The organism is Terrabacter sp. Soil810 (genome assembly GCF_001429645.1).
GTDB lineage: Bacteria > Actinomycetota > Actinomycetes > Actinomycetales > Dermatophilaceae > Terrabacter.
The window spans coordinates 1-5,643 of record NZ_LMSW01000009.1; the positions used below are offsets into that span (position 1 = coordinate 1).

Annotated in this window: 3 rRNA genes; all 3 read right to left on the reverse strand. The window is 56.3% G+C overall.

Annotated features, from left to right (window positions below):
* Positions 1–7 precede the first annotated feature (7 nt).
* A 5S ribosomal RNA gene (gene rrf, locus ASG96_RS05785) occupies positions 8–124 on the reverse strand.
* A 112-nt stretch (positions 125–236) separates the two neighbouring features.
* Positions 237–3,366 (reverse strand): 23S ribosomal RNA (locus tag ASG96_RS05790).
* A 361-nt stretch (positions 3,367–3,727) separates the two neighbouring features.
* A 16S ribosomal RNA gene (locus ASG96_RS05795) occupies positions 3,728–5,249 on the reverse strand.
* Together the 16S, 23S and 5S rRNA genes form the textbook arrangement of a ribosomal RNA operon.
* Positions 5,250–5,643 lie beyond the last annotated feature (394 nt).

Genomic DNA, 5,643 nt, shown 5'->3' on the forward strand with positions numbered 1-5,643 from the left:
AAAGTGTGTCCGGCTGCGTCCTACTCTCCCACACCGTCACCAGTGCAGTACCATCGGCGCTGAAGGGCTTAGCTTCCGGGTTCGGAATGGAGCCGGGCGTTTCCCCTTCGCTATGACAGCCGAAACTCTATGGAGATATCAAATTCGTGGTCATGCAGCCTGTGGCCCAGGGCTGTCATGGTTGCATGTTCCCGTTTGTATCTCGGGAACTGCACAGTGGACGCGTAGCATCTTTGTGAGTCAAGTTATCGGCTTATTAGTACCGGTCAGCTCCACACATTGCTGTGCTTCCACATCCGGCCTATCAACCCAGTAGTCTAGCTGGGAGCCTCTCGCCCTTGCGGGCCTGGAAACCTCATCTTGAAACGTGCTTCCCGCTTAGATGCTTTCAGCGGTTATCACTTCCGAACGTAGCTAATCAGCGGTGCTCTTGGCAGAACAACTGACACACCAGAGGTTCGTCCATCCCGGTCCTCTCGTACTAGGGACAGCCTTTCTCAAGTTTCCTACGCGCACAGCGGATAGGGACCGAACTGTCTCACGACGTTCTAAACCCAGCTCGCGTACCGCTTTAATGGGCGAACAGCCCAACCCTTGGGACCTACTCCAGCCCCAGGATGCGACGAGCCGACATCGAGGTGCCAAACCATGCCGTCGATATGGACTCTTGGGCAAGATCAGCCTGTTATCCCCGGGGTACCTTTTATCCGTTGAGCGACGGCGCTTCCACAAGCCACCGCCGGATCACTAGTCCCGACTTTCGTCCCTGCTCGACATGTCTGTCTCACAGTCAAGCTCCCTTGTGCACTTACACTCGAAACCTGATTACCAACCAGGCTGAGGGAACCTTTGGGCGCCTCCGTTACCTTTTAGGAGGCAACCGCCCCAGTTAAACTACCCACCAGGCACTGTCCCTGATCCGGATCACGGACCGAGGTTAGATATCCAGAACGACCAGAGTGGTATTTCAACGTTGACTCCACCATCACTGACGTGACGATTTCATAGTCTCCCACCTATCCTACACAAGCCGTACCGAACACCAATACCAAGCTGTAGTAAAGGTCCCGGGGTCTTTCCGTCCTGCTGCGCGTAACGAGCATCTTTACTCGTAGTGCAATTTCGCCGAGTTCGTGGTTGAGACAGTGGAGAAGTCGTTACGCCATTCGTGCAGGTCGGAACTTACCCGACAAGGAATTTCGCTACCTTAGGATGGTTATAGTTACCACCGCCGTTTACTGGCGCTTAAGTTCTCAGCTTCGCCGTGAGGCTAACCGGTCCCCTTAACGTTCCAGCACCGGGCAGGCGTCAGTCCGTATACATCGTCTTGCGACTTGGCACGGACCTGTGTTTTTAGTAAACAGTCGCTTCTCCCTGGTCTCTGCGGCCGATCACGCTCGGACAGCAAGTGTCGTCACGATCAGGGCCCCCCTTCTCCCGAAGTTACGGGGGTATTTTGCCGAATTCCTTAACCACGATTCACTCGATCGCCTTGGTATTCTCTACCTAACCACCTGAGTCGGTTTGGGGTACGGGCGGCTCGAACCTCGCTAGAAGTTTTTCTCGGCAGCATAGGATCACCCTCTTCCCGCATTCGCGGTCACTATCAGGTCTCAGGCTTCATGCGATCCGGATTTGCCTGGATCGCGCCCTACACCCTTGGACGTGGACAACCATCGCCACGCGGAGGCTACCTTCCTGCGTCACTCCATCGCTTGACTACTACCAGATCGGGTCGTGCGCTCCACACACCCGATGGACCCGAAGGTCCGGTGGGCGTGCTTCAGGCACTTAGCATCACTGGGTTCATCATGGGCGGTTCTTCGCCGGTTCCGGAATATCAACCGGATGTCCATCGACTACGCCTGTCGGCCTCGCCTTAGGTCCCGACTTACCCAGGGCAGATTAGCTTGACCCTGGAACCCTTGGTTATTCGGCGGACGGGTTTCTCGCCCGTCATTCGCTACTCATGCCTGCATTCTCACTCGTGTGGCCTCCACGGCTGGTTCACACCGCCGCTTCCCTGGCCACACGACGCTCCCCTACCCATCAACACGCCTGGACACCGAACCCGCAGGTGTCGGTGCCGAGCAGTATGTCAATGCCACAGCTTCGGTGGTGTGCTTGAGCCCCGCTACATTGTCGGCGCGGAATCACTTGACCAGTGAGCTATTACGCACTCTTTAAAGGGTGGCTGCTTCTAAGCCAACCTCCTGGTTGTCACAGCAACTCCACATCCTTTCCCACTTAGCACACGCTTAGGGACCTTAGCTGGTGATCTGGGCTGTTTCCCTCTCGACTACGGAGCTTATCCCCCGCAGTCTCACTGCCACGCTCTCACTTACCGGCATTCGGAGTTTGGCTAACGTCAGTAACCTGGTGAGGCCCATTAGCTATCCAGTAGCTCTACCTCCGGTAAGAAACACGTGACGCTGCACCTAAATGCATTTCGGGGAGAACCAGCTATCACGGAGTTTGATTGGCCTTTCACCCCTACCCACAGCTCATCCCCTCAGTTTTCAACCTAAGTGGGTTCGGTCCTCCACGCAGTCTTACCTGCGCTTCAACCTGGCCATGGGTAGATCACTCCGCTTCGGGTCTAGACCCAGCGACTCAAACGCCCTATTCGGACTCGCTTTCGCTACGGCTTCCCCACACGGGTTAACCTCGCCACTGAGCACTAACTCGCAGGCTCATTCTTCAAAAGGCACGCTGTCACCCCACACGCCCAACGGCGGGAGGCTCCAACGGATTGTAGGCACACGGTTTCAGGATCTATTTCACTCCCCTCCCGGGGTACTTTTCACCTTTCCCTCACGGTACTTGTCCGCTATCGGTCACCAGGGAATATTTAGGCTTAGCAGGTGGTCCTGCCAGATTCACACGGGATTTCTCGGGCCCCGTGCTACTTGGGAAATCCACCGGGAGTCCACACCATTTCGTCTACGGGGGTCGCACCCTCTATGCCGAGCCATTCAATGCTCTTCGACTATGACGCAGATTTCTTACTCCCTACCGGCTTGTCAGAACCAGTTGGCGGGTCCCACGACCCCGAACGTGCAACGCCTGACAGCTATCACACACGCCCGGTTTAGCCTCATCCGCTTTCGCTCGCCACTACTCACGGAATCACATGTTGTTTTCTCTTCCTGTGGGTACTGAGATGTTTCACTTCCCCACGTTCCCTCCACACACCCTATATATTCAGGTGCGGGTGACTGGACTTGCCTCCAGCCGGGTTTCCCCATTCGGAAATCCTCGGATCACAGTCTGGTTATCGACTACCCGAGGCTTATCGCAGATTCCTACGTCCTTCTTCGGTTCCTGGTGCCAAGGCATCCACCGTGTGCCCTTAAAAACTTGGCCACAAAGATGCTCGCGTCCACTGTGAAGTTCTCAAAATACAACCGGCACCCCACACCCAACCCAGACCAGCTGAGCTATCGGCGGGGCCCACGACCAGAAGAAACCAGCCGGCACACACCAGAGACCCGGAACAAACCGGGCCTAGCATGCGTCGTCCGATCCTTCAGGACCCAACAACGTGTCAGGCACCCACCCGACCACCACCACGTTCCACTGCTGAAACCAGCAAGTACTTGTGTGCGACGACCAGGAGAGCGCCAAATAATCGATGTTCCACCCTTGAGCACCCCCCACCAGACATTCGCCGGTGGCGAGGCCACTGCGCCACAGACCATGACGGCCGAGGCGAGTTGCTCCTTAGAAAGGAGGTGATCCAGCCGCACCTTCCGGTACGGCTACCTTGTTACGACTTAGTCCCAATCGCCAGTCCCACCTTCGACGGCTCCCCCCACAAGGGTTGGGCCACCGGCTTCGGGTGTTACCGACTTTCGTGACTTGACGGGCGGTGTGTACAAGGCCCGGGAACGTATTCACCGCAGCGTTGCTGATCTGCGATTACTAGCGACTCCGACTTCATGGGGTCGAGTTGCAGACCCCAATCCGAACTGAGACCGGTTTTTTGGGATTCGCTCCACCTCGCGGTTTCGCAGCCCTTTGTACCGGCCATTGTAGCATGCGTGAAGCCCAAGACATAAGGGGCATGATGATTTGACGTCATCCCCACCTTCCTCCGAGTTGACCCCGGCAGTCTCCTATGAGTCCCCACCATGACGTGCTGGCAACATAGAACGAGGGTTGCGCTCGTTGCGGGACTTAACCCAACATCTCACGACACGAGCTGACGACAACCATGCACCACCTGTACACCAGTCCGAAGACGCACCCATCTCTGAGTGATTCCGGTGTATGTCAAGCCTTGGTAAGGTTCTTCGCGTTGCATCGAATTAATCCGCATGCTCCGCCGCTTGTGCGGGCCCCCGTCAATTCCTTTGAGTTTTAGCCTTGCGGCCGTACTCCCCAGGCGGGGAACTTAATGCGTTAGCTGCGGCACGGATCTCGTGGAATGAGACCCACACCTAGTTCCCAACGTTTACGGCATGGACTACCAGGGTATCTAATCCTGTTCGCTCCCCATGCTTTCGCTTCTCAGTGTCAGTAATGGCCCAGAGACCTGCCTTCGCCATCGGTGTTCCTCCTGATATCTGCGCATTCCACCGCTACACCAGGAATTCCAGTCTCCCCTACCACACTCTAGTCTGCCCGTACCCACTGCAAGTCCGAGGTTGAGCCTCGGATTTTCACAGCAGACGCGACAAACCACCTACAAGCTCTTTACGCCCAATAATTCCGGACAACGCTCGCACCCTACGTATTACCGCGGCTGCTGGCACGTAGTTAGCCGGTGCTTCTTCTGCAGGTACCGTCACTTTCGCTTCTTCCCTGCTGAAAGAGGTTTACAACCCGAAGGCCGTCATCCCTCACGCGGCGTCGCTGCATCAGGCTTTCGCCCATTGTGCAATATTCCCCACTGCTGCCTCCCGTAGGAGTCTGGGCCGTGTCTCAGTCCCAGTGTGGCCGGTCGCCCTCTCAGGCCGGCTACCCGTCGTCGCCTTGGTGAGCCACTACCTCACCAACAAGCTGATAGGCCGCGAGTCCATCCCAGACCGAAAAACTTTCCACACCATACCCATGCGGATTGGTGTCATATCCGGTATTAGCTCCGGTTTCCCGGGGTTATCCCAGAGTCTGGGGCAGGTTACTCACGTGTTACTCACCCGTTCGCCACTGATCAGACCAAGCAAGCTTGATCATCACCGTTCGACTTGCATGTGTTAAGCACGCCGCCAGCGTTCGTCCTGAGCCAGGATCAAACTCTCCGTTGATGTTCAAACACCCACCCCCGAAACGAGAGCGAGCAAACTTTGAACCCATGAAGGGCTCGAAAACCTGACTGAAGTCGAACAACCAGCTCAAAAAGCTAGAAGTTCAATTCAACCAAAGGATAATTCGCCAGAAACCAGACCGTCACCACGCCACTAGAGGACGAAGATCAACCGGCCAGGCCCCTCGACGAGGTAATTGGCATCGATTTTTGACACGCTGTTGAGTTCTCAAGAATCGGACACACACCATCAACCAGCTCAACGAGCCAGCCTCCGGGGCAACCCTTCAAACTTACCCGCCTCAAGCTTGGGAGTCAAACCCGCGAACCGCCCTTCAGGACGACCAGGCCCAACCCGCTTGGAATCAGCGGCACCACCCCCAAAGCCTACCGGA